22 protein-coding genes are annotated in these 20,615 nt (G+C 60.4%); 3 read left to right on the forward strand and 19 right to left on the reverse strand.

Annotation, left to right across the window (positions count from 1 at the left end):
• Positions 1 to 378: 378 nt before the first annotated feature.
• The 11 genes from gspD to gspE all read right to left on the reverse strand — a co-directional run bounded on the left by gspD (position 379) and on the right by gspE (position 11,439).
• Positions 379 to 2,784, reverse strand: coding sequence for a type II secretion system secretin GspD (gene gspD, locus AC4HNJ_RS05370; RefSeq protein ID WP_490478497.1), 2,406 nt, complete (start codon positions 2,782 to 2,784; stop codon positions 379 to 381).
• Entirely contained in the window at positions 2,784 to 3,482 is a 699-nt protein-coding gene (locus tag AC4HNJ_RS05375) for a hypothetical protein (protein ID WP_490478498.1), read from the reverse strand. Before AC4HNJ_RS05375 ends, gspD begins: the two co-directional genes overlap by 1 nt.
• A complete protein-coding gene (gene gspM, locus AC4HNJ_RS05380) occupies positions 3,479 to 4,123 on the reverse strand; it encodes a type II secretion system protein GspM (protein ID WP_490478499.1) in 645 nt (214 codons plus the stop codon). Before gspM ends, AC4HNJ_RS05375 begins: the two co-directional genes overlap by 4 nt.
• Entirely contained in the window at positions 4,120 to 5,280 is a 1,161-nt protein-coding gene (locus AC4HNJ_RS05385; RefSeq protein ID WP_490478500.1) for a PilN domain-containing protein, read from the reverse strand. Before AC4HNJ_RS05385 ends, gspM begins: the two co-directional genes overlap by 4 nt.
• Positions 5,277 to 6,152, reverse strand: coding sequence for a type II secretion system minor pseudopilin (locus AC4HNJ_RS05390; RefSeq protein ID WP_490478501.1), 876 nt, complete (start codon positions 6,150 to 6,152; stop codon positions 5,277 to 5,279). Before AC4HNJ_RS05390 ends, AC4HNJ_RS05385 begins: the two co-directional genes overlap by 4 nt.
• A complete protein-coding gene (locus AC4HNJ_RS05395; RefSeq protein WP_490478502.1) occupies positions 6,149 to 6,883 on the reverse strand; it encodes a type II secretion system protein GspJ in 735 nt (244 codons plus the stop codon). Before AC4HNJ_RS05395 ends, AC4HNJ_RS05390 begins: the two co-directional genes overlap by 4 nt.
• Complete coding sequence (locus tag AC4HNJ_RS05400) at positions 6,880 to 7,287, reverse strand: type IV pilus modification PilV family protein (protein ID WP_490478503.1); 408 nt, start codon at positions 7,285 to 7,287, stop codon at positions 6,880 to 6,882. The genes AC4HNJ_RS05395 and AC4HNJ_RS05400 overlap by 4 nt, the downstream gene beginning before the upstream one ends.
• On the reverse strand, positions 7,284 to 7,772 hold the full coding sequence (locus tag AC4HNJ_RS05405) for a GspH/FimT family pseudopilin (protein ID WP_490478577.1): 489 nt from the start codon (positions 7,770 to 7,772) through the stop codon (positions 7,284 to 7,286). The genes AC4HNJ_RS05400 and AC4HNJ_RS05405 overlap by 4 nt, the downstream gene beginning before the upstream one ends.
• A gap of 80 nt (positions 7,773 to 7,852) precedes the next feature.
• The gene (gspG, locus tag AC4HNJ_RS05410) at positions 7,853 to 8,293 is read right to left on the reverse strand and encodes a type II secretion system major pseudopilin GspG (RefSeq protein WP_490478504.1); all 441 of its coding nucleotides are present in this window, start codon (positions 8,291 to 8,293) and stop codon (positions 7,853 to 7,855) included.
• 53 nt (positions 8,294 to 8,346) lie between these two features.
• Positions 8,347 to 9,564, reverse strand: a complete 1,218-nt coding sequence (gspF, locus tag AC4HNJ_RS05415; protein WP_490478505.1) for a type II secretion system inner membrane protein GspF — start codon at positions 9,562 to 9,564, stop codon at positions 8,347 to 8,349.
• 141 nt (positions 9,565 to 9,705) lie between these two features.
• Complete coding sequence (gspE, locus tag AC4HNJ_RS05420) at positions 9,706 to 11,439, reverse strand: type II secretion system ATPase GspE (protein ID WP_490478506.1); 1,734 nt, start codon at positions 11,437 to 11,439, stop codon at positions 9,706 to 9,708.
• Between the two features lie 426 nt (positions 11,440 to 11,865).
• Between gspE and AC4HNJ_RS05425 the strand changes: the two genes are divergently transcribed.
• On the forward strand, positions 11,866 to 12,651 hold the full coding sequence (locus tag AC4HNJ_RS05425; protein ID WP_490478507.1) for a TatD family hydrolase: 786 nt from the start codon (positions 11,866 to 11,868) through the stop codon (positions 12,649 to 12,651).
• Between the two features lie 51 nt (positions 12,652 to 12,702).
• On the opposite strand, the gene AC4HNJ_RS05430 is transcribed toward AC4HNJ_RS05425, so the two are convergent.
• From AC4HNJ_RS05430 to AC4HNJ_RS05445, 4 genes are all read right to left on the reverse strand, one after another.
• Positions 12,703 to 13,239 carry a pseudouridine synthase gene (locus AC4HNJ_RS05430; RefSeq protein WP_490478508.1) on the reverse strand — a complete coding sequence of 179 codons (537 nt, stop codon included), beginning with the start codon at positions 13,237 to 13,239 and terminating at the stop codon, positions 12,703 to 12,705.
• A 48-nt stretch (positions 13,240 to 13,287) separates the two neighbouring features.
• Positions 13,288 to 14,202 (reverse strand): class I SAM-dependent methyltransferase, encoded by a 915-nt coding sequence (locus AC4HNJ_RS05435; RefSeq protein WP_490478509.1) that lies wholly within the window; start codon positions 14,200 to 14,202, stop codon positions 13,288 to 13,290.
• Positions 14,203 to 14,392: 190 nt separating this feature from the next.
• Positions 14,393 to 15,055 carry an NYN domain-containing protein gene (locus AC4HNJ_RS05440; RefSeq protein WP_490478510.1) on the reverse strand — a complete coding sequence of 221 codons (663 nt, stop codon included), beginning with the start codon at positions 15,053 to 15,055 and terminating at the stop codon, positions 14,393 to 14,395.
• A 129-nt stretch (positions 15,056 to 15,184) separates the two neighbouring features.
• On the reverse strand, positions 15,185 to 16,126 hold the full coding sequence (locus AC4HNJ_RS05445; protein ID WP_490478511.1) for a LysR substrate-binding domain-containing protein: 942 nt from the start codon (positions 16,124 to 16,126) through the stop codon (positions 15,185 to 15,187).
• A 99-nt stretch (positions 16,127 to 16,225) separates the two neighbouring features.
• On the opposite strand from AC4HNJ_RS05445, the gene AC4HNJ_RS05450 reads away from it, so the two are divergent.
• The gene (locus AC4HNJ_RS05450) at positions 16,226 to 16,408 is read left to right on the forward strand and encodes a hypothetical protein (RefSeq protein ID WP_490478512.1); all 183 of its coding nucleotides are present in this window, start codon (positions 16,226 to 16,228) and stop codon (positions 16,406 to 16,408) included.
• Positions 16,409 to 16,479: 71 nt separating this feature from the next.
• Positions 16,480 to 17,424 carry an aldo/keto reductase gene (locus AC4HNJ_RS05455; protein ID WP_490478513.1) on the forward strand — a complete coding sequence of 315 codons (945 nt, stop codon included), beginning with the start codon at positions 16,480 to 16,482 and terminating at the stop codon, positions 17,422 to 17,424.
• Between the two features lie 43 nt (positions 17,425 to 17,467).
• Here AC4HNJ_RS05455 and AC4HNJ_RS05460 read toward each other — a convergent pair whose 3' ends face one another.
• The 4 genes from AC4HNJ_RS05460 to AC4HNJ_RS05475 all read right to left on the reverse strand — a co-directional run bounded on the left by AC4HNJ_RS05460 (position 17,468) and on the right by AC4HNJ_RS05475 (position 20,516).
• Positions 17,468 to 17,824: a J domain-containing protein gene (locus tag AC4HNJ_RS05460; RefSeq protein WP_490478514.1), complete on the reverse strand. Its 357-nt coding sequence runs from the start codon at positions 17,822 to 17,824 to the stop codon at positions 17,468 to 17,470.
• A complete protein-coding gene (locus AC4HNJ_RS05465) occupies positions 17,821 to 18,543 on the reverse strand; it encodes a hypothetical protein (protein ID WP_490478515.1) in 723 nt (240 codons plus the stop codon). The genes AC4HNJ_RS05460 and AC4HNJ_RS05465 overlap by 4 nt, the downstream gene beginning before the upstream one ends.
• Complete coding sequence (locus AC4HNJ_RS05470) at positions 18,540 to 19,385, reverse strand: DUF2167 domain-containing protein (RefSeq protein WP_490478516.1); 846 nt, start codon at positions 19,383 to 19,385, stop codon at positions 18,540 to 18,542. Before AC4HNJ_RS05470 ends, AC4HNJ_RS05465 begins: the two co-directional genes overlap by 4 nt.
• Positions 19,386 to 19,472: 87 nt before the next feature.
• Positions 19,473 to 20,516, reverse strand: coding sequence for a TraB/GumN family protein (locus tag AC4HNJ_RS05475; protein WP_490478517.1), 1,044 nt, complete (start codon positions 20,514 to 20,516; stop codon positions 19,473 to 19,475).
• Positions 20,517 to 20,615: the final 99 nt, after the last annotated feature.

A 20,615-nucleotide genomic window follows, 5' to 3' on the forward strand; every position in this document is an offset into this window, starting at 1 on the left:
TTCTCTTTTGGGACACGCCAGGGCCTGTTTACGCTACTGGCGTAGCTCGCGTTGGGAGCTGTCTGCGCGCCAGACAAGCCAGAGCGAAGGCGTGTACGTTGGTACACGACTGAGCGATGACGCGGTATAGCCGACAAACAGACCCTAGTACACCTGCTTCCGGCAAGCCTCGCCACTCCCATCCCCACTTTCACGGCGGCGGCTGTGTTGGTTTGCCCGCGCGCTCAGTCCATTCCATGACGACTCCAGCACCATGGCACCTAGCCTGCACAACGCTACGCAAGGTCCAACCGCCCCAACAGCCGACAGACGCAAGAAGAGAAGATCGTGCAGATAGCGCAGGTGGAGCAGCGCGCTCGCCTGCGCTATCTGCTTTGATCAGCGAACTGCTGGTGTTTTTTCAGTCGGTGCGGGATGAGCCCGCAACGGCGCCAGCGATTCGAATCCCTGCATGTACTCGTCAGTGACCTGCCTGGCTTCTTCGCCGCTGGTAATGACACGCGGCGTAATGAGTACGATCAGTTCGGTGCGGTTCTTGGTCTTGGAGGTTGAACCGAACAGTTTGCCCAGGATCGGGATATGGCTAAGCAGCGGAATACCGCTGGTGGAATTGAGGTTCTGCTGCTGAATCAAGCCGCCCAGCAAAACCGTCTGGCCATTCTGCACACCAAGCTGCGTAGCAATCTGACGCTGCGAAATGGTGAAGTTGCCCTGGCTGTTGGCAGCGCCGCTGATCTGGCTGACTTGCTGGTCAATATTGAGATAGATCAGACCACCCGGATTCACGCGCGGCTGGACGTCCAAAATGATGCCGGTGGGGATGTATTGCACTTCGCCTACCGTGCTTCCAGTGCCTGTACCCAGGCCGGTGTAATAGGTCTGATTCACCGGCACCTGGTCACCGACCTGGATATGCGCCACCTGGTTATTGAGTACCACCAGTGACGGCGCCGACAGCGTCTTGGTGTTGGAGCTGCTTTCCAGTGCGTTCAACGCGACCTGGAATTTTCCGTTCGAACTCAGGAAAGAATAGAAGAACGGTTGTCCGTTATACGTATTCGTCGAGTTGGTACCGGCCCCGCCGCCCAACGCGATCATGCGGTGCGCATAGGGATTGCCCGGCGTGTAGCTGCTGCCGCCGCTGCTGTTCGTGCTGGTCGTGGTGCCGGCCAAGCCCTGCAGATACCACTGCACGCCATACTCAAGGTCACCTGTCAGGTCCACCTCGAACACGCGCGTCTCGATCTGCACCTGCAGCGGCGGCACGTCGAGCTGTTTGATGACACCGAGCATTTCCTGCCACTGCGCAGGGCGCGCACGCACCAGCAATTGATTGTTGGCGCTTACCGAACCAATGCGAATGCTGCCGTCCTTGGAGCTATAACCCTGATCCTGGTTCTGCGAATTGGCCAATCCGCCATTCATGCCAACGCCACTGACCGCCGTACTGCCGCCAAGGCCACCGGTCGAAGCGGAAGAAGAGCCGAGGCCACCGCTTGTGTACGAATTAGTACCGGTGGAGCTGCCCAGGCCGCTGGAAAGTCCGCTCGTGCCGGTCGTCGAACTGCCGAAGCTGCCTGCCGTGCTGCCCAGGCCGCTTGTATTGCCGCTGGCGTTGTTGCCAACACCAAGCGTGGTGGCTCCACCCGCGCCGGGCGCCACGCTGCCACCGCGATCGCTGCCACCGCCATTGCCATTGTCGGTATAGATCTGGGCCAGGTAATGCGCCAGATCAGCCGCCCCGATGTTGCGCACGTCATACACATACAGCTGTGGCTCATTGCCGCCGCCAAGGTCGATCTTGGCGATCCAATCGCCGACTTCATTGACGTAGTTCGGCTGCGTGCTGATCACGACCAGCGCATTGGTGCGCTTGATCGGGATGAAACGCATCATGCCGGCCAGCGGGGTGTCACCCTTCGGTCCGAACAAGCCATCGAGTTGCGGCATCAACTCTTCCACATTGGTGTGTTGCAGGTTGAACACACCCACCGACATGCCGCGCAGCCAGTCCACGTCGAAGGTGCGGATGGTGCGGTCGTAGTTGGCAAGTTCATCGGGTGTCCCCGACACCACGATCACATTGCGCGCGTCGTCGGCCAGCAGGATCGAATCCGGTCGCGCGAAGGGCTTGAGCAGTTTCTGCATCTGATCAGCCGCAATGTAATGCAGCGGGAACAGGCGCGCCTGCAAGCCACCGGCCGGTGCCGATGCGCCGAGGCTCGGCGCGATGTTGCCGGCTACCGCGTCCTTCTCTGGCACGACGACGTAACGGCCATCGGTTTTCACCATCGCGTTGTGCGTCCACGAAAGCAAGGTTTCGAGGATCGGCATCGCCTGGCTGCTATCCACCGGCTCGGCGGTGGAGAAGGAAATATTTCCCTGCACGCCCGGAACAATGGTGTAGTTCTGGTGCAGCAAGTCGCCGAGGATGGCCTTCACGACGGCCTGCACCGGCTGGTTCTCGAAATTGAACGTGACCGCACCACTGCCCGACGCGGCACGACGCGGCGTCGATAGCGCAGTGGGATGCACGAACTCTCCTGTCCCTGGCGTGATGCTGGCCACAGCCGGCGCAGGCTGCGGGTTATTCAAATTCCTGTTCAAAGGCTCCGGCTTCGGCGCGGGATTTTGCGTACCCGCTACTGCTTCGCGTTCCAGTTCGTGGTTGTCGGACTGCACCAGTGGCCGATTGGCCCCGCAGCCGCTCAGGAAGACCGCCAGCGCAATGGCGCCAAGACGCAAACCGTGGCGTTGAATCGATTGCATGCGCGTATGTGACACTAGTGTTCTCCCTGGACATTCCCGGCTTGCTGGGCACGTTGCTTAAGAATGGCGGCTCTGAGTTTCTGCAACCGCTCTGCTTGCGCCTGATTGAAATGCGAAGGCGGCCGCATGATCACGCCCTGCGGGCCTCTCGACGCGGGCCTTCCACTACCGGGGCCATTCATCGGTATGGCAGCTTGCGATGTGCTCGGCGCCGGCTGATCAATAGGAGCGCCGGCAGGCAGCTTCAGTTCCGTACGCCCCGTCGGCGAGGTGAAAATGGCCGCGCGCGGCAGCACCTCGATCAATTTCCAACTGCTGTCGGGCAAGGTTGAACCTTCGCTCACGCGCACTTCGTCACTCTCGTCCCCTTTGCCATGGATGGGGCCAAGCAGCGCCATGCGCAGGGTCGGAGTCAGGATGATGCCTGTGAGCTGCAGATCGCCCAGGCTGACACCCTCATTGCCACCGCTGGTCACGATGGGTTTGCGGTCGGCGCTGAACAGAGGGTGCTCCCACACATTGGCGTAGCTCTGCAATGGCGGTGGAACGGGCAACGGCACACTGTGCGCGGTGGGCAATGGCGGCGTGATGCGGGGAGGATCCCAGGTGACGCCGCGTCCGGCACCGAACAGCAGACTTAGCAAAATGACGCCGAAGAAAACGACGGCGCCGCCGCAGATGGGAGTAAAGCGTCGTTGCATGGCGGCATTCATGGACCGCCCTCCGCCGCCTGCTCCTGTCCACTGGAAGAACTCGCAGGCGCCGCTGCACGGATGTAGCCGGCCAACGTGAATTGCACTTCCAAGGGCGCCACGTTCTTTTGGGTATTCGCAAGCGGATTGCGATACACGCTGAAGTCCTGCACGAACAGATAGGGCTTGCTCTTCTCCAGTGTGTACAGCAGCCCGACCAATGGCTGCATGTCGCAATGAAGGCTGATGCTGACCACGACTTTCTGATACGGATCACCCGGCGAGGTGACGGGATTGTTGACCGGCATCTTCTGGGTGACTTCGCAACTGCCTTCCTGCGCATGCGCCGCCGCGTCATCCACTACGCGCTGCATCAGCGCAGCAGATGCCGCATTGGGGTCGGCTTCCGCCAAGAACGTGCTGCTATCGGTCTGATTATGGCCAAGCTCGGCAATCCGTTTTTGCAGTTGCGGCTTTTCCGCGATGGCGGCTGCATACCGGCTTTGCGTGTCGCGCAAATCATCCATCTGGCTATCGATATCGCTCAGCGGCGCCACGAACCACCAATGGAGCAAGATGAAATAGGCCAATACCAGCACGATCGCCAGCAAACTGATCGCGGCGATGCGACTCTCAAGCGGCTTCATCGGCCGGAACTTCATCGACTGCCTCCAGCACTGCTGCTTGCGGCAGGTTTACCGGTGACGGGCTTGCGCAGTTGCGCATCCATGTAGAAGCGCTCCTTATTGGTCGCCGGGTCGCGCTGGATAACGCCCTGGAAATTCGCGCCGGTAAGCAGCTTACTGCCCTGCAAAGCGTCGATCAGCGAAGCCGCTTTGGCGCTTTGGCCTTGAATGCCCACACGGCCATCGTTGGAAACCGTGAAGCGTTCAAGCCAGGTATCGTCCGGAATGCGTGCCGTCAGGTCCTGCAGGACATCCACGACGGCCACCGAATCCGTCTTGCGCCGCGCAAGGAAACCCGCCGCACCGGCGCTATCCTCCAGTTGCTTGCGCAGCAACGCGACCTTTTGCGCATCGGCACGCATGTCGTCTACTTGGGATTGCATGGTGGCAAGCGCTTCCTGCCGGTTGTGCAGCCATTGCCCAAGGCACAGCAGGCACAACAGCAGCGCGCCTGCGCCAAGCGCGAGATTGAGCCGGCGTCGCGGATCGCGACGCGTGCGCATCTGCTCCGGCGGCAACAAGTTCACACCGAGCCGGCGTGCGCCTTCGCACAGATCGACGGCGTCGATCGCAATGCCCGCATTGCGCAACTGCTCGAGCTTGGCATCGACGGATGCACGAGGCGCAACGATCAATTCGGCGGCGATACGTCCCGCTGGCGCCGGCCCCGATATCTCGCGCAGGTCGTAGTACACCTGATCGGTACGGAACGGCGTCTGCCGGTCCATTTCGAATGCGCCAATCTGCCGGAGATTGTCGCGTGCAGCCTCAGGCAAGACGAGGTTTCGGCGCAATACGGATGCTGGGGGAAAGCACAGGGCCAGCCGCAGGTCCTGCGGGTCCACACCCGCAACAGCTGCTTTCAACAAGGCCTGCTGCTCGGGCGCATCCAGCATGTCGCTCCACGGCACCGACGTCTGCGGTTGATCCGTGCGCTGCACACGCCACTGACCATTCTCGTGATGCAGCAGGCACCACACGTTGCCGCTGCGGAACAAGGCCTGCCATCGTGTTGGCAACAGTGCACGCAATTCCCCGCCCCACCAGGCGAAGAAGGCGGGCATAGGCGAGCTGCGCCATGCGCGGCGGGCGCGCTCAAGTTGCGGTCGCAGTGTCTGCGTAGCGGAATTCACTCCCCATCTCCCTCTTGCCAGCGCAGCACCGCAAAAGCCTGCGAACCGGGCCGATATCCTTGCAAGCGTACCGTGGCACGCAATACCGCGCGCGTCCCATCGGCAAGCACGGCTTCGGAGCGAATACTATCCGTAATGCCGTTGTTGGCGATCAGCCCCGCGATCCCGTTGGTTCCTACGGCGGCTGGACGCGCAGCGATGATCGCAGCCGCATGTTGCAAGTCCATGCCAGGCAATGACGCCAATGCAAGCAGCGGCGCCGTGGTTTGATCAGGACTGGAGCGACCGGACCAGATAGTCACATACGGCGATACTTTTTCGTATAGCGCCGGAGTGATCCCCAGCACCATCTGCAATTCCTCGACGCTCGCGAAGGGACCGTTGCGAGGCCCGTAGTCGCGCCCGGCGGCAGCGTACATGGCATTGCGCTGCGCAACTTGTTGGGGCGATATCGGGAAACTGCGCCAGTCGACGATCGCCTGGGCGATCGCCGCCGCGTGCCCGGCATCCACGCCCGCGTTGCGAAACAGATTCGTCAAGATATCGGGCGTAGCGGCATTGAGGTCCACCTTGCCGCTTTCCGCGATAACCGACACCCCTACCTTCGCCTGATCAAAGGCGAAGGGATAAACCCGGCCATCGGCGATCCACCGATCATTGACGTTCGGGGCCTGCAAAGCGTAAATCGCACGCATCAAACCTGCCTTGGCGGCGTAGTGGGCGCGAGCCTGCTCGAACTGGTAATTCGCCTGGTTTCCCTCGGTACGCGCAAGTACTGCGTAACCACCGAGCAGAATCGCCAGCAGCGTGCAGGCCCACATCACCACCAGCAAGGCGACACCGCGTTGATGGCGTGGCAACCGGCGCATCATGGCCCCGCTCCCGGACCGCGCAAACCGCGCAGCAAATTATTGGGACCTTGCACGGCAGCCGCATTGACCAGCAATGGCACACTGAGCATCGGCCATTCACGGCCATGTTGAAGCGCAAGTTTGATCGTCACCAGATTGGGCATGGTACCTGGCGCATTCCAGTCGCCCTGCCAATCCATCGGCTCGCCTTGCTGATTCACGCCACGGTAGCTGAAGCTACCGTCGATGATGCCGTCGACCAATACCTGCGGATCTCCCAATGGTTTTGGCGCACTGCCGTCCGGCGGCAACTCCGCCAGCGTGGCAACCAGTTGCTTGCCCTTGTCACCCTTGACCAGCTTCACCTGGATGAGCTGCGGTCCCATGCGACCGAGATAACCGGGTAACGGCGCCACGAAACGCATCTCATCGCCGCTGCCGACAAAGAAAATGCCGTTGCCATTGTTATCGTGCCCCATCGGCTGTGCCAGCGCTTGCGCCAGCTCGCGGCGCAGGAATTGTTGCGCCGAACGGACTTGGTCCAACTGTTCGATCTTTATCGACCCGGCTTGCACGGTATGCGTAGCCGAGCGCACGCCGGCATAAACACCCAGCAGCAGCAGCGCCAGCAAGACCATCGCACCCAATACTTCAAGCAGGGTAAAGCCCGCATCGCGGCGCGAACCACGTCCCTTCCTGCCGGCAAGAGAAACGATGCATGACTGCAAGCGATAGCGGCTCGGATCGATCATGACCCAGTGCCGCTACTGATCTGGAGCGTGGTGAAGTGCGCCGTATGCTCAAACGGCGCCGAACCCCACATGACATCGAGATCGAGCTTGTACATACGAAACGCATACGGTGTATTGGACAGCGTGACACCCGGCCCGACCCACGGTGTGACTTGCAGACGCCAGCGATAATGGTTATCGAAATTCCCTTGCGTGATACCAGGTTGAATGGGATCGAGCACGAAACGCGTATCAAGCAGCGAACGCGCCCACAACGCCGCCTGTGTATGTTCCGCTGCGTTTTGCGAAAGCCGGATCGATCCACCTGCCACTTCCATCAAGGCGGCGAACGTAATTGCCAGCAAAAGAATGGCCGCAATGACTTCCAGCAGACTGAACCCGCGAATATGGCAGCGCGCTTTCATGACTGCTTGCCCGTGTCGAAGATGCTGATCGCACCCGTCAGCCACGAGACGTTGACATGCCATTCACGCTGTCCGCTGCGCAACGTGATGCGCCCTCCCGTTGAACTGCCATCGGGGAAGAAACGAATGCGTGCGATGTCGCCGCCGGACTGGTCGCTCGCGGCACTGGTGACCGACATTTCCAGGCCTTTGGGCAGACGCACGTCGCGCCGGTCGGCGCCGCGGTACATGTCGTCGCGCGTATCCACTTCGAAGATGCGTTGCTCTCCATGCACGATAGCCTGCGTGCGTGTGGCACGCAGCGCCGCCGCCAGTTCGCCCGCCGCAGCATTGATGCGCGCGCTGGCCAAGCCGTGCGCCACCGAGATCGACACGGCCGCAGCGGCAATGCCGATCAGGATGATGACGGCGAGCATCTCTAGCAAGGTGAAGCCGCGCGTACGGAATCGATGCTCTCTTTGCGAGAGGCGGGAAGCTGAGCGCAGCGAATGCGGAAAACGCGCAACAAGCCGAGGCGAACTGACTTCACCTCGAAGCTTGCCTCGCGTTCGCCGCCAGCCGTCCATTACTGCCAGTTACCCACGTCCGCGTCGTAACCCGAGCCCCCTGGCTTGCCGTCGCGCCCGTAGAAAATCAGGTCGTAATTGCCGTGCTCACCAGGATACTTGTAGCCAAATTCGTGGCCCCATGGATCCTTCAGTTGCGAGGGTTTGACATAAGGCCCCTGCCAATTGCTGGCATTGGCCGGTTTGGCGACGAGATCCTGCAACTGTGCCGGCGGCGACCCATTGTCCAGCGCGTACGAATCGATGGCCTGGCTCAACGTGATGAGCTGTGCTTTGCCGGCGCCGTACTTGCCCTTGTCCACGCTGCTGCCGACCTGACGCACCACGATCGCGCCGACGATGCCGATCAGCACGATCACCGCAAGCATTTCCAGCAAGGTAAAGCCCGCACTGCGACGAGCACCATGCAGCGATCGGACCCGGGAATATGTGTACTGCATAAATTGATTTCTCCAATTCGTAATGAAGATCCATCAGGTTCCGACAACACCGCTTACTGGATGTTGCTGGTCAGACTCAGCAAAGGCAGCAGGATGGCTGCCATGATGATGGCTACGAACACCGTCATGATGATGGTGAGCGCAGGCACTAGTGCGGCCAGCAGGCGATCGATCGAGCGACGGCTTTCCAGCTCGAAGGTATCAGCCACTTTCAGCAGCATGGTGTCCAGCTGTCCGGCTTCCTCTCCCACTTGCACCATCTGAATGGCGAGGCGTGGAAAACGCTGTGACTGACTCAGCGCCAGACTGAGTCCGTTGCCACCCTTGACCATCTCGGTGGCCTGGACCAATGCCTCATCCAGCGCACGATTGGACGTCACCATTCGCGCAATGCTCAGGGCTGACAGCAGCGGTACGCCGTTTTTGACCAAGGTGCCGAGCGTGCGTGCCAGCCGCGCCGTTTCTACTTTCAGCACGAGTGGACCAACCAGGCGCAGTTTCAACAAGCGTTCGTGCCATGCCAGGCGCATCGCCGGATCACGCATGCGTCCACGCCATACCACGACGCCACCGACTATCACCACCAGGATGAGCCACCACCAGTTTTGCAACGTCGTACCCAGCGCCAACACCGCCTGGGTAATCCATGGGATAGGCACCTGCATGTCCTGAAAGATCGGCACGAATTGCGGCACCACATAGGTGAGCAGCAGCAGCAACGAACCCAGCACACCTACCATCAAAAACGCGGGATAGATCAGTGCATTGATAATGCTGCCGCGCAATTGCTGCGTGCGTTCGAGATAATCGGCAAGGCGTCGCAACGTGTCTTCGAGCGAGCCGCCCACCTCGCCTGCACGCACCAGCGCGATATACAGCTTGGGAAATACCCCATGCTCCTCGTCCATGGCCTGCGATAGTGGCGTGCCGCCGCGTACACGGTCGCGCACACGTTCAATCAGCTTCTTGGCGTGCTCGCCTTCGGGCAGGTCCATCAAGATACCGAGCGCCCGATCCAGCGGCTGCCCCGCGCCCAACAAAGTCGCCAGCTGATGCGTGAACTGCGCCAGCTGATCGCCATTGAAAGGACCACGCTTCAACAAGCCGGCCAGTCCGCCACCCTGACTTCCCGCATCCGCCGGCTTGGCTTCGAGCGGTGTATGTCCCTGGTCCTGAAGACGCACGATCACTTCGTCGAGGCTCGCCGCTTCCATCTGGCCCTGCACGATTTCACCCGATGCGCTCACGGCGCGATAGCGAAACTGGCTCATGTAAACACCAGCTCGCGATGTTCATCTCTTCTACCCAGGGAGAAGAGGATGGAGCCGAGGCGCCACGCTTGCATGGCGACCGCATCGACATGCACGTGGGTGGCATCGTCCCACTGCAGACAGCGTACGAATGCGCCGACGTCAGCCCTCTTGCGTAACACGCAGCACCTCCTCCAGGGTGGTGACGCCTGCCACGGCCTTGGCGATACCGTCTTCGTACATCGTGCGCATGCCTTCGGCCCGCGCTTGCCGCTCAATCTCGCCGGCATCCGCGCGTTGCATCACCAGGCGGCGCAATGGATCGCTCATCACCAGAAACTCCATGATCGCGCGACGTCCGCGATAGCCCGTAGGGTTGGCGGCGCTGGTGCCAGGCTTCCATAGGCGGATCGGGCGTTCGTCGGTGTATTTCTCCAGCTCGAACTGCTTCACCACTTCCGGCGGCGCTTCATAGGCCATCGCGGTTTCCGGATCGAGCCTGCGCACCAGGCGCTGGGCGAGAATGCCGTTGACAGTGGAACCCAGCAAATAATCCTCGACGCCCATGTCCAGCATGCGCGTGACGCCACCGGCGGCGCTATTGGTATGCAGCGTCGATAGCACCAAGTGACCCGTCAACGCCGACTGAATTGCGATGCGGCAGGTCTCCAGGTCACGCATTTCGCCGATCATGATCACGTCGGGATCCTGGCGCATGATCGAACGCAGCGCATTGGCGAAATCCAGGCCAATCTGCGGCTTCACCTGGATTTGATTGATGCCTTCGAGCTGGTACTCGACCGGGTCTTCGACCGTGATGATCTTCACGCCCGGCGTATTGATCTTGGACAACGCGGTATAGAGGGTCGTGGTTTTGCCGGAGCCGGTGGGGCCGGTGACCAGCAAAATGCCGTGCGGACGCTCCAATACTTCCACGAAACGCTCACGGAACGCTTCGGTAAAGCCCAACGATGCGAAGTCGAACACCACTGTTTCGCGATCGAGGATACGCATCACCACCGACTCGCCGAAACTGGTGGGCACCGTCGATACACGCAAGTCCAGCTCCTTGCCCTGCACACGCAACTGGATGCGGCCATCCTGCGGCAAGCGGCGTTCGGCAATGTTGAGCTTGGCCATGATCTTGACGCGGCTGATCACTGCTGCGGTGGAACTGGAAGGTGGTGCTTCCACTTCGTGCAGCACGCCATCGATGCGATAACGCACTTTCAAGCGATTTTCGAACGGCTCGATGTGCACGTCCGAAGCGCGCTGCTCCACCGCACGCTGCAAAATCAGATTGACCAGGCGGATGACAGGCGCTTCGGACGCGAGATCGCGCAGGTGCTCCACGTCATCTTCTTCAGCGGCGCCACCGTCCAGATTTTCGACGATGGTGCCCATCGCGGAACGGCCCTGGCCGTAGTAACGCTCGATCAGGTCGTCGATCTCCGAACGAAGCCCGATGCACAGCTTCACCGGTTTGCCCGTGGCCAGACGCACGGCGTGCAATGGGTAGGTATCGGCCGGATCGGCCACCATGAGCAGCAGCCCGTCTTCACCGACTCGCACCGGCACCAGGTGCTGCTGCTTCAGGAAGCGCACGGAAATATCCACATCCGCTGGCGGCATGTCAGGCGCCTCACGCGCTGACAGCAAGGGCGCATCCAGGCGCTCCGCCCATGCCTCAGCCAGGTCGCGTTCGGAAACCAGGCCCAGGCGCGACAGCAAGGCGGTGAGGGTGCCCTCAGGCGCTTCCTCGTGCAGCCGGCGCGCGCGCGCCAGATCATTGTCTTTCAGACGCCCGCGCGCGACCAGCAGTGCGCACACTGCCGCCTCATGGTCTTCCGTGGCCCCACCCGTCCCGAAGGACGCCGGCCTCAACGCTGCCGACATGTTCTACCCCACGCTGTGGCTGTTGATACTGCTTTCTGCCCGCCGCGCCTTCGCGTCGCGCAGACCATTTCCATTCGTAACACATCCACAAAGCAGCTGGCGAGTCTGAGCCTGCCGCCGCGCCCGTATGCTGATCGCCCGTTCATGCTGAGGTCCTGAAATGTCCCAGTAAAACGTGACGCCCTGCACAACGTGGATGAGCCGGCTCGCTGATGGGACAATAAGAACTCGTTTCCGTTCTCCGCGCCGCGCCCTCTTTTTTTGGATGAGCGTGCTACTGCGACGAGCACATCATCCAGGGACCGTGTCCCTGCTTGGTCACATAGCGGTAGTGCGGCTGTCTAAAACCATGCGTGGCCGTTTTCCAGCACGACGCGGGGAACCACGGGAACGTGAACGAGTGCTCACGCTTTGAAGAGGATTTGCATGCAGCTCATCGACATCGGCGCCAATCTCACCCATGAATCCTTCCACCACGATTTCGATGCCGTGCTCGAACGTGCGACGGCGCATGGAGTGATTCAAATGGTCGTCACCGGTGCGTCACAGGACGGCAGCAATCACGCGCTGGAACTTGCCCGTTCCCGGCCGGGTTTGTTGTACGCCACGGCTGGCGTGCACCCGCACCATGCCGTGGACTACACCGATGCGACCGATCACCGCTTGCGCGAGCTTGCGCAGATGCCGGAAGTTCGCGCGGTTGGCGAAACGGGATTGGACTATTACCGCAATTACTCGCCACGCGACGTACAGATGCAGGTATTCGAGCGGCAACTGCAGATAGCAGCAGACCAGGGCCAGCCACTGTTTCTTCATCAGCGTGACGCCCACGGCGATTTTCTTGCCCTGCTCAAGCGTTACCGCGACAAAGTACCTGACGCAGTGGTGCACTGCTTTACCGACAACCGCGAGGCACTGCACGATTACCTCGCCTTGGATTGCCATATCGGCATCACGGGTTGGATCTGCGACGAACGGCGCGGCATGCATCTGCGTGCGTTCGTGCGCGAGATTCCTGCTGATCGATTGATGATCGAGACGGACGCACCTTATCTCCTGCCACGCACCGTGCGGCCACACCCCAGCCATCGGCGAAATGAGCCGATGTATCTGAAGCACATTTGCGAGGAGATCGCGCGCGATCGTGGCGAGCCCGCCGAAGTGACCGCCGCAAACAGCACCGCGGCGGCAAAGGCATTCTTTGGATTGTGATGCGTGACAGGCGCGTAGGGTGAAAAACGTGGTGCGCCGAACGCGGCTTTCTCAAGGCGTCAGCACACGAACATCGCCGGGCGCGAGTCCATCCAACGCATAACTCCCTATCCGCACCCGTATCAATCGCAAGGTTGGAAACCCCACTGCCGCCGTCATGCGGCGTACCTGGCGATTGCGCCCCTCGCGCAGCGTGATCGACAGCCAGCTGGTGGGAATATGCTTGCGAAAACGCACCGGCGGATCACGAGGCCACAGCCAGGACGGCTCTTCCGCATACTCGGCAAGGGTTGGCAAAGTGGGCCCGTCATTCAACGTCACGCCTCGACGCAACCCCTGCACGGCCTCATCCGTGATCACACCCTCCACTTGGGCCAGGTAAGTCTTGGGCTGCTTGTGCTTTGGATCAGTCAGGCGATGCGCTAGTGCGCCATCATCGGTCAGCAGCAACAAGCCTTCGCTGTCGTGATCCAGGCGCCCGGCGGGATAAACATTTTTCTGCGGCACATAATCAGCCAGCGTAGGACGCCCGTCGTGGGTCGTGAACTGGCACAACACCCCGAACGGTTTGTTCAGCGCAATGAGCATGACGGATTTCGATGACCCTGCGCCCGAGGCTTGAACCGGAACGACGATTCAGTGTGCGCTTGCACCGGTGGCTGTCGGCGCAGGCAAGGACGGCGCCTTGTTGACGCTAGCTTTGACGAAGCGCAGCGTCATGCGATCCGACTCGCCTATCGCCAGGTACTTGGCACGATCTTTTTCCCCCAGCACCAAGGTCGGCGGCAGGGTCCACACGCCCTTGGGATAATTTTTCGTGTCTTTGGGATTGGCGTTGATATCACTTTGCCCATCCAGCTTGAAACCGGCATCGGTGGCCAGCTTGATCACGTAATCGGTAGGCAGGTAGCCGCTATCCCGGACCGCATCGAAGCTCGCGCCCGGCGCAGCACGGTGTTCCACCACACCGAGCGTACCGCCCGTCTTGAGCACGGCATAAAAAGCTTTGAACATTGCTTCCGCCGTGCCGGCCATCTCCCAGTTATGCACGTTGCGGAAAGTCAGCACCATATCTGCAGACCCCGCTGGCCCAAAGACTGGTGTCTTGGGATTGAACACCACGATGCTCGCCTTGCCGTACTCCGCCGGATCGGCTTTGAACTTGGCCCGCAACGCCTCCGCATCCTGCCGGCCTTCAGCCCCGCTACCGCCCGGCACGGCGGCAATGTAATGACCGTTGTCGCGCAGGAGCGGCGCCAGGATCTCGCTATACCAGCCGCCGCCAGGCGTGATCTCGATGACCGTTTCATCCGGTTGCAGGCCGAAAAACTGCAACGTGGCCTTGGGATGACGGTAAACGTCGCGCGCCTTGTCGTGGGCCGATCGCCATGAACCCGACAACACCGAATCCAGCTGCCCGGCTGTGAAATCGCTGGCGCTGGTCGGAGGCACCAGATCGCCCGCCGGCTGGTCTTGTCCAGCCTGCTGTGCGTGGGCGACGCCCCAGAGCAACAGAACCGCTGACAAACCGATGGCGAGCCGGGTCTTCATGACTACTCCTCAATACATAGATGATGGCGGCAGCCTGCCGTTGGCGGCGTGCAACGCATGTGGACATTTTACGAATAATTCACAACTTTCGCACTATCCGCGAAAGCGTACAGGGTGCCCTCGTCAGACAAAACGCTCCCGCCATCGAAGCGGGACGCCAGATTCCGTTTTACTCCGATCAGGCTACGATTCAGAACGGCCGCGGGCAGACCGACTGCAAACCATCGATATGTTCATGCAGATCGGGCGCAATCCCCTGCCACATAGGGTCGAGGATGAAATCGATGCCCTCGTAACGCGCCAGCTTTGCGGCTGGAATGAAATCGGCATCGCCGGCAACCAGGATGATCTGGTCCACCTGTTTCTTATAGGCGAGCGCGGCAATGTCGATGCCGATCTTCATGTCCACCTGGGTCTGCCGCATGTCGGGCTCGAAATGCTCGTCGCTGAGGTCCTCCCAATACAACGACTCATCGCGTAATTGCTGATACGCATGATGCTTGAGCTTCCATTCACCACGATCAGTGAGCCGCCCCAGGCGCAGCGCCATCTTGCGCTGGCGGCGCAACTGGTCATGTAAATCACGGCGGAACGCAGCAGCGCCCGTACGCGAGAAATCGATGCTGTCGCCACTGATCGGCTTGATCAGCACTTTTTCCAGCGGCGGACAGTCATAGAAGAAAATGCGGTAAAGGGCTTCACGCGGACGATCCAGCGTCTTGAGATGTTCAAGCGCCATGCCGAATACGGTCTTGGCGACAGTGCGCGCATCGTTAGCGTCACGATCGCCCCAGACTTTGCGGTAGCGTGCAAGAAAGAAGGCGCCGTCGATGAGGATGGCGGTACTTGGCATAGGAAATCCTTATGAGTGCAACCAATGGGATGTCACGCCGGGCGATAAATCCGGCATTTAATCGCTTAGTTTAAACCAATCCCGTTATCTGTCGTCACCGCCGCACCCATCCGCGCACGTCGGTGCCGATCAACCTAATGCTGCCGTTGGCAAGGATTCGTCGACGTCCTTCTGCCCTGGCTGGGGTATCTGCCGGCAATACGCTTGGGCCTCTTCGCGCAGCCACGTGCGCAAGGTCGCCATGCCGCGATGATCGTCGGAACGCGACGGATAAACGAGGTAATACGCCTCCGGCACGGGAAGATAGCGATCGCCCAGCACGACCAGCTGCCCCGCATCGATCCACGATTTAGACGTCACCATGCGCCCCAAGGCAACGCCCAACCCCTCCAGTGCAGCCTGACGCAGGGCATCCACGGTATCGACGTGTGCCACGTAGCGGCGCGGTGGCTTGCCGCCATAATGCGCGAACCAATCGTTCCAGCGGTTGTTGCGATTGGGGTCGCCGATCAATGGCCAATGCGCAAGATCCAAGGGATCGGCGTCGGCCATGCGCGCCACCAGTTCCGGCGCAGCCACAGGCGCAATCCATTCGCCGAACAAGTATTCGCTACGCAGCCCCTCCCATTCGCCTTTTCCGTAGCGCACGGCGGCATCGACGGCTTCGCGCTCGAAGTTCACCAATGCGGAACTCGATTGCAAGTTGAGTTCCAGCTCGGGATGCGCGGCCAGCAAGCGCGGCAAACGCGGCATCAACCAGCTGGACGTAATGCCGGGGCTGGCGCTGACCGTCAATGCCTCGTGACGCCGCTGGCGGTAACGCGACATGGCGTGCTCGATGCTATCGAAATGCCCGCCTACCGCTTCGAGCAAACTGCAACCCTCGACCGTCAAAGTGACACCGCGTGGCCCCCGTTCGAACAAGCGCCGCTCAAGCCGCTCTTCAAGCTGACGCATCTGATGGCTCAGCGCACTGACGGTGAGATGGGCTTGTTCGGCAGCCCGGGAAAGGTTGCCCAGCCGAGCCACCTGCACGAATTGCTGCAAAAGACCGAGCGGCACCCGGCTCATCTTGAATGTCCTTCAAAGCTGAGTTGCGAATATATCGCTTTTTCTTGCGCACCGGCGCGGCTAGCTTGAAGCCATCCCCGCTCCAGACCGGAACCCGCCATGCGCTCGCCATGGATCGACCTGCTGTTCCTTCACGGCTACATCACTCCCACCCAGGCGAACCAGCTGGCATGGCGTCCCGACGCACGTCGCAACGACGACCGCACACATGCCGTGGCTGTCGACGTTGGCGAACTGCCATTGCGGCGTATTCCGGAAAACGACATCACTTGTTGCTCTTGAGTGCGTAGCACCTGGACGGAACCTATCATCTTCGCGCGCTATGCTGCTTTGCTCCGTTCGAGGATGTCTACATGCAATCACGTCAACTAGGTCGCTCGTCGCTTTCCGTCATGCCGCTCGCCTTTGGCGGCAACGTCTTTGGCTGGAGCGTGGACGAGGCACGCTCATTCGCACTGCTCGACGCCTTTGTCGACGGCGGCTTCAATCTGATCGATACCGCCGACGTCTACTCCGCATGGGCACCCGGCAATCGCGGCGGTGAATCGGAAACCATCATCGGCAAGTGGCTCAAGCGCAGCGGCAAACGCGACCAGGTGCTGATCGCCACCAAGGTCGCCAAATGGGTCGAACATCGCGGCCTGTCGCCCCTCAATATCCGCCAGGCGGTCGAGGGTTCGCTCAAGCGCCTGCAAACCGACCATATCGATCTCTATCAAGCCCATGAAGACGATGCCACCGTGCCGTTGAGCGAAACGCTCGGCGCGTTCGCCAAGCTGATCGAAGAGGGCAAAGTGCGCGCGATCGGTGCATCCAATTACGGCGCCGACCGTTTCGCCGAAGCATTGAAGGTATCGCAAGAACACAACCTGCCGCGCTATGAAAGCTTGCAGCCCGAATACAACCTGGTCAGCCGCACCGGCTATGAGCAGGAACTGGAGCCGCTTGCACTCAAGGAACATATCGGCGTCATTCATTACTACGCGCTCGCCAGCGGCTTCCTCAGCGGCAAATACCGTAGCGAAGCCGACCTTGCAAAAAGCAGCGCTCGGGGTGGCGCCGTAAAGAAATACCTCAACCCGCATGGCTTGAAAGTGCTCGCCGCACTGGACGATGTCGCCGCGACGCATAAGGCGACGCCTTCGCAAGTCGCGTTGGCTTGGTTGATGGCACGCCCGAGCATCACCGCACCCATCGCCAGCGCTACCAGCGTGGAGCAATTGAGAGAACTGATGAAGGCCGCCGAGCTATCGCTATCGCCCGATGACATAGCTGCACTGAATCAGGCCAGTGCTTGAAGGCGAATGCGTCTGCGCAGTCACTGATCGTGCCGATGGTCGTCTAGCGTCCGCGTAGACGCATCGCGGTGTCATAAGCCGCATTGATTTCCTTGGACTTCGTTTCTGCCAGTTGCTGAAGGTCCTCGCCAAGCTGGGCCACTTTGTCTGGATGGTACTGGCTGATCTTGACGCGGTAAGCGTGTTCGATCTCCATCTTGCTCGCTGTTTCCGCCACGCCGAGCACTTCGAACCAGGTTGATTTGGGCGATTTCCAATGTTTTTCCAAATCGGGTGGCGCTGCATCCTCGGCAACCTTCTGCCCGTCTTCATGACTCACCGTTGGCGACAGGTAATTGCTGACCAGGCGGTAACCGAACAACACGCCGGCAACGATGACGACGATATCTACGGCGGTCATTTGCGAAGCCCTTCGAAATAGCTCAGGTACATGCGCAGCGACTCCGACGGGTCATTTTCGGGCTCTACGAATCCCAACGACTCCGTCACGCGTGCCTGCAAAACATCTGTCAGTTGCTTTAGAGACGAGGCCGAAAGCAAGTGCGTTGCCACTTCACGCAGATCGAGGGCAAATTGCTGCTGAAGACCAATCTTCCGCACGGTATTCAGCGCAAACGGTGCGCACAGCATCGCGTCCAATGCGATGGCTGCCACGGCACGCCCTGAAAGTCCCAGCGCTTCGCGCCTTAGATAAACATGCACCAGCATGCCGACAATCAGCGCATAGACCGACACGAGCCACGCAAGCAGCCACGCCATCGCATGCAATGCGAACAGCACGCAGGGCAGGCCCATCGCGAACAGCAGCAACAATGCCATGGTCCAGGGTGCGATATCGCGCAAGGCCTGGGATACGCGAAGCAGGCCGGGCAGTGCGGATTCGTCCTGCCGCACCTCCGACACCGACCATGCCAGCCTGAACAGAGGTCGATGCACGCAAAGAGGATGCGGCAGGAAGACGCGCCGGCCGCCCAGTTCAAATGCGGAACCGCCGGAGACGAGCCATCCGCCGCGAGTTCCCGTCAACACGATTTCGTTGTGATAAACCAACAAGGCGGAGTCGAAGAGATAGAGCACAACGACTCCTCCCAGCAGCATCCAGCCGTCCTGCAAGGTCATTGAGGCTGCTGCTTTTTCTTGAAGAGGTTCTTGAACCAGGCACCCACCGCAACCAGGCCGGCCGCGATCAGCTTCCATGCCGCAATCAGGAATCCGCCGATCACCTTGAACAATCCTTTCTTGGCCGCCACGGCCAATGCACCGCCGGTAATCAGCGCAGCCAATCCGTATTCGGCCACCTTGTCGCCCGGACGATACTCCGCATAGCTTTCGCCGGACGAATACTGAAAGCCCGGCAAGGTGCTTTTGAAATCGGCAATGGAGGACGCCAGCCGCTGGGGCGGTGTAACGACGGTCACATCCATCACGCCATGCCGTCCCAATAGACGCGTGTTGTAATTCACGATATGCGCATGCGTCTGCACATCGTCTAGCAGGATGGACCAGGCCAGCGATTTGATTTGCGTGTCGTACTCCGGCTTAGCACTCCACCCCAGGATATTGAGCTCATCCCAGCCGCGTGCCTTGCGCTCCTTGTTCTGCTCGGTCGTGCCCTCGCGATAGGACTGGAGAATGGCATCAGGATCGAGCTTCTCATTGTCCTTGACGTAGCCAATATCCTCGTAACTGAAAAACGCCACCCAGTGGAGCGTTTTGGGAGCGAGCGTGTACTCATCGCCATTGCTCGGCGGGTTATGCAAAACCTCATTGAGAGAACGCGTTCCGGCCGGATCCAGGAACGCATAGCCGTCCGGTACCTTCAGCGTTGCGCGACTGCCCAGTTTCACTGTCGTGGGCCCAACCTGCCATGGCAAGGATGAAATAGGACTTCCCTGAGCAATGACCGCACTGCTGGCGCAGACCAGCAGCCATACGACAAGCACGCCTAAAAAGCGCTTCATTCCTTCCCCCTTTATCGAGTGACTCCATTTACCCCGGAATCACTTTATCAGACTGCCAAGAGCCGTGTCCGCCAGGGCATGGAGGACTTAGCGGTCCAATTCTTCCGGCGATTGCACGGTGTAGCCTCGTGCCTTCAACTGGGCAAGCGACCCGTCCGGCGAAAGCATTTGCTCCATCGGCAGCACGGCGAACGTTTGCGTATTGCGCGTCAAGGCGGCTTCGGCGGCGGCAAGCCATGCGGCCTGCATGCGCTGAGGTAGGTCATGCAAGCCCAGCTGCTGGGCGAAATCAGCGTTGACTACCGCAATCACGCACGACTCGTGGCGTCCGTTCACGGCAAAACCACGCAAGGCCTCGATGTCGCCGGTCGACCATGCATTGGCGCGCTCGACCAACGCGCCCATATCGTTCTGCACGGTGTCGAGGGTCTGGTTGAAGCAACTGATGTCATGCAGGTTCGTTTGCTTGATGGTCGCGATCGCATCGCGCGGATGTTCCACCACCCATTGATATGTCACGGGAATGCGCTTGATGTCGTGCCGATCGGCCATCTTCAGCACTGCCTTGCCGACATCGTTTGCATTGGTGAGCCCCGCTCTGTCCAGCGCCTTCTGGTAAAGCTTCAGCGCTACCAGGATCGGGCGCCAGTATTCGATACCCCGGTCATGACCGAAATAGGTTTGCTTGAGCGCTTCCCACCGCGCGTATATGTCAGGCGGCAAAATCTGCTGCAAATTTGCGCCATCCGGATTCTTGCGCGCGCCATATACCGATGGCAGCAAGGCGAGCTTGCTGAAAAAGCCGGCGTCAACTTTCAGTTCCGCCCGCGGCGCTTCCAGCAGCTCTTGCGAATGCGCCAGCGTTTGTTCGACCTCCGTCGAGCGCCATTGCATGTGTTTGGGTAACGGCGTCAGCGTGCCCAGCACCCACATCACATGATTGCCCTTACTCACCTTCCACAGACCCGGCCCGGGCTGGATGCCAGTAACCGTGACCGGCTGCAGCAAGGGTGCGTGGGTGGGTGAAGGCGTGGGCGCACTGGCCGGAGGGACAGGCGCGGACTGTCCTGCCGCCGCGATCGAGAAAAAGAGAGCCAGCAGACCCAGGCCGGCCACAGTCATCGTGCGCATGCGTGATCGCTCCTGGATCGCGGGGAAACGAGCCATACCTCGGGCGATTTTAGCGTGAGCGCGCCCGGCCTCGCTGGCTGAACGCACCACTGAATAGAC

Source organism: Dyella sp. SYSU CM1112 (assembly GCF_058216415.1).

Excerpts from the sequence above, each read along its gene's own strand:
- AC4HNJ_RS05375 (WP_490478498.1), bottom strand. The coding sequence starts at position 3,482 with ATGAATGCCGCCATGCAACGACGCTTTACTCCCATCTGCGGCGGCGCC.
- gspM (WP_490478499.1), bottom strand. The coding sequence starts at position 4,123 with ATGAAGTTCCGGCCGATGAAGCCGCTTGAGAGTCGCATCGCCGCGATC.
- AC4HNJ_RS05390 (WP_490478501.1), bottom strand. The coding sequence starts at position 6,152 with ATGATGCGCCGGTTGCCACGCCATCAACGCGGTGTCGCCTTGCTGGTG.
- AC4HNJ_RS05395 (WP_490478502.1), bottom strand. The coding sequence starts at position 6,883 with ATGATCGATCCGAGCCGCTATCGCTTGCAGTCATGCATCGTTTCTCTT.
- AC4HNJ_RS05400 (WP_490478503.1), bottom strand. The coding sequence starts at position 7,287 with ATGAAAGCGCGCTGCCATATTCGCGGGTTCAGTCTGCTGGAAGTCATT.
- gspG (WP_490478504.1), bottom strand. The coding sequence starts at position 8,293 with ATGCAGTACACATATTCCCGGGTCCGATCGCTGCATGGTGCTCGTCGC.
- gspF (WP_490478505.1), bottom strand. The coding sequence starts at position 9,564 with ATGAGCCAGTTTCGCTATCGCGCCGTGAGCGCATCGGGTGAAATCGTG.
- gspE (WP_490478506.1), bottom strand. The coding sequence starts at position 11,439 with ATGTCGGCAGCGTTGAGGCCGGCGTCCTTCGGGACGGGTGGGGCCACG.
- AC4HNJ_RS05425 (WP_490478507.1), top strand. The coding sequence starts at position 11,866 with ATGCAGCTCATCGACATCGGCGCCAATCTCACCCATGAATCCTTCCAC.
- AC4HNJ_RS05430 (WP_490478508.1), bottom strand. The coding sequence starts at position 13,239 with ATGCTCATTGCGCTGAACAAACCGTTCGGGGTGTTGTGCCAGTTCACG.
- AC4HNJ_RS05435 (WP_490478509.1), bottom strand. The coding sequence starts at position 14,202 with ATGAAGACCCGGCTCGCCATCGGTTTGTCAGCGGTTCTGTTGCTCTGG.
- AC4HNJ_RS05440 (WP_490478510.1), bottom strand. The coding sequence starts at position 15,055 with ATGCCAAGTACCGCCATCCTCATCGACGGCGCCTTCTTTCTTGCACGC.
- AC4HNJ_RS05445 (WP_490478511.1), bottom strand. The coding sequence starts at position 16,126 with ATGAGCCGGGTGCCGCTCGGTCTTTTGCAGCAATTCGTGCAGGTGGCT.
- AC4HNJ_RS05450 (WP_490478512.1), top strand. The coding sequence starts at position 16,226 with ATGCGCTCGCCATGGATCGACCTGCTGTTCCTTCACGGCTACATCACT.
- AC4HNJ_RS05455 (WP_490478513.1), top strand. The coding sequence starts at position 16,480 with ATGCAATCACGTCAACTAGGTCGCTCGTCGCTTTCCGTCATGCCGCTC.
- AC4HNJ_RS05460 (WP_490478514.1), bottom strand. The coding sequence starts at position 17,824 with ATGACCGCCGTAGATATCGTCGTCATCGTTGCCGGCGTGTTGTTCGGT.
- AC4HNJ_RS05465 (WP_490478515.1), bottom strand. The coding sequence starts at position 18,543 with ATGACCTTGCAGGACGGCTGGATGCTGCTGGGAGGAGTCGTTGTGCTC.
- AC4HNJ_RS05470 (WP_490478516.1), bottom strand. The coding sequence starts at position 19,385 with ATGAAGCGCTTTTTAGGCGTGCTTGTCGTATGGCTGCTGGTCTGCGCC.
- AC4HNJ_RS05475 (WP_490478517.1), bottom strand. The coding sequence starts at position 20,516 with ATGCGCACGATGACTGTGGCCGGCCTGGGTCTGCTGGCTCTCTTTTTC.